1 protein-coding gene is annotated in these 1,916 nt (G+C 64.9%); it reads right to left on the bottom strand.

Translation table 11 applies throughout. The features are described 5' to 3' along the window. Positions 1 to 425: 425 nt before the first annotated feature. Positions 426 to 1,448: an IS110 family transposase gene (locus WCB02_RS21580; protein WP_423961245.1), complete on the bottom strand. Its 1,023-nt coding sequence runs from the start codon at positions 1,446 to 1,448 to the stop codon at positions 426 to 428. Between the last annotated feature and the right edge of the window lie 468 nt (positions 1,449 to 1,916).

The raw sequence follows: 1,916 nt of genomic DNA, 5'->3' as shown, positions 1-1,916 counted from the left end.
CCGGCGATGAGCATCTGCACCGGGTTCGGTGCTGGTGGATTGCCGTTGTCGATGCAGCTCATTGCCAAGCCGTTCGCGGAGCCGGTGCTGTTCCAGGCCGCGCATGCGTATGAGACGGCGACGGATTGGCGGTCGAAGCGTCCGGCTTTGGTATCGTAGCGCGCATTCCAACTGTCATGTATGGACGGCCCCCGTTAGGCAAGGAGTTTGTGCGACGTTGGCGCATTGGTCTGGAGCGTTCATGTATCCGGCCTGTTTGTGCGGTCGGCTATGACCGCTGGCCCCGATGGGGTTACGCGAACCGGGTTCCAAGCATTGCGGCGTGCGAAGATGCGCGATGACAGAACGGAGTGCCCCGGTTCAGGTCCTGACCTATTTGCCGTCGTTGCGGTTTGCTCCTTGCGTGGTACGGGGTCTGGCGCGGCCTACACGGCCGGCACCGTCGCCCGATAGGTTCCGCCTGAGCACAACAGCGCCCATGCGATGCGTGCGGTCTTGGCGGCCTGCGCGACGGTCGCGACCTTGAAGGGTCTGCGGGCGATGATGCCGTGCAGCCAGGGATCGGCGGGGTTCGGCCTGGCCTTGGCCCGCCGCGCCAGGTTGGCGGCGCCCAGCACCAACAATCGTCGCAGGCTGTGATCGCCCTGGCGACTGATATGGCCGATGCGGGTCTTCTCGGCACTGTTGTTGGTCAGTGGCGTCAGCCCGATCCAGGCGGCGCAGTCGCGCGCGGAGGCAAAGCGGCGCGGATCGCCGATCGCACTCACCAGCGCATGCGCAATGATCGGCCCGACGGTGGGGATCGTCTGCAGCCGGCGCATGCGCTCGTCGCTCTTGGCCTGCGCCACGATGCGCGCTTCGAGCGCGTCGATGCTCGTGTGCAAGGCGCGCCAGTGCTCGACCAGCGGCTTTAGGGCGCTCAGCAGCGCGTCAGGGATGGCGCTGTCCCCGGCATCGATCTTGGCAACCAACGTCTTGAAGCCGCGCAGGCCGACACTGGCGACGATGCCCAACTCGGCCAACAGCCCGCGCGTGGCATTCGTCAGCTGGGTGCGTTGCTTCATCAGCAAGTCACGCGCACGTTCCAGGGCACGTGCGGTCTGCTGCTCGATGCTCTTGATCGGCACAAACCGCATGTTGGAGCGTTGCACAGCCTCACAGATCGCCTCGGCGTCGCGCAGGTCGCTCTTGCCCCGCTTGACATAGGCCTTCACGTATTTGGCGTGCATCAGCCGCACTTCATGGCCAAGCGCGCGCAGCACACGGCCCCAATGATGCGCCGAGCCGCACGCCTCCATGCCGATCAGCGCCGGTGGCTGCTTCGCCAGAAACGGCTCCAGCTCCTCCCGCCGCAGACGCTTCCGCCACAGAACCTTGCCCGAACGGTCCTCCGCGTGCAGTTGAAACACGCTCTTCGCAATATCAATCCCGATGATGGTAGTGTGCATAGCGGACGGTCTCCTTCGCTGACTGAGTTCACCACCGGCCAGCTTGGCACAATGATGCCGTCAGGGGGCCGTCCACCCAGCATTGCGAGCGGAGCGAAGCAATCTCGGGCCATGGGGGCACCCGGATCGGGATTGCCGCGTCGCGTCGCTCCTCGCAATGACACGAAACCAGCCCGCCCAGCTCCTTGCCCGCGTTCACCCGATTGCCGTGTACCCCGTGGTGACTGCGGTTAAGGAAACCGACACTGTTACAGGGGCAGGATGGGGCGTGTCGCCGCTGCGAGCCGAGCCATGTCCCACCCGACCGACGACGTGAAGAACTGGATGAACATGTTCCGCTGGATCGTGAAGCTGATCCGCGACGAATACGAGGTGGACGAGCAGAAGCTGAACCGCACCGCCGTGCTGGAGAGCGATTGCGGGCTGGCGATCGAGGATGTCGAGGCCGTGCTGACGACCGTTTCGGAC

Source organism: Bradyrhizobium sp., from assembly GCF_049581145.1.
Lineage (GTDB): Bacteria > Pseudomonadota > Alphaproteobacteria > Rhizobiales > Xanthobacteraceae > Bradyrhizobium.
The sequence above is the reverse complement of the archived record's forward strand: the minus strand, read 5'-3'. Positions and strand labels throughout refer to the sequence as shown.

What these genes read in the sequence shown, in the direction of transcription:
- WCB02_RS21580 (WP_423961245.1), bottom strand. Translation starts at nt 1,448, where the DNA reads ATGCACACTACCATCATCGGGATTGATATTGCGAAGAGCGTGTTTCAA.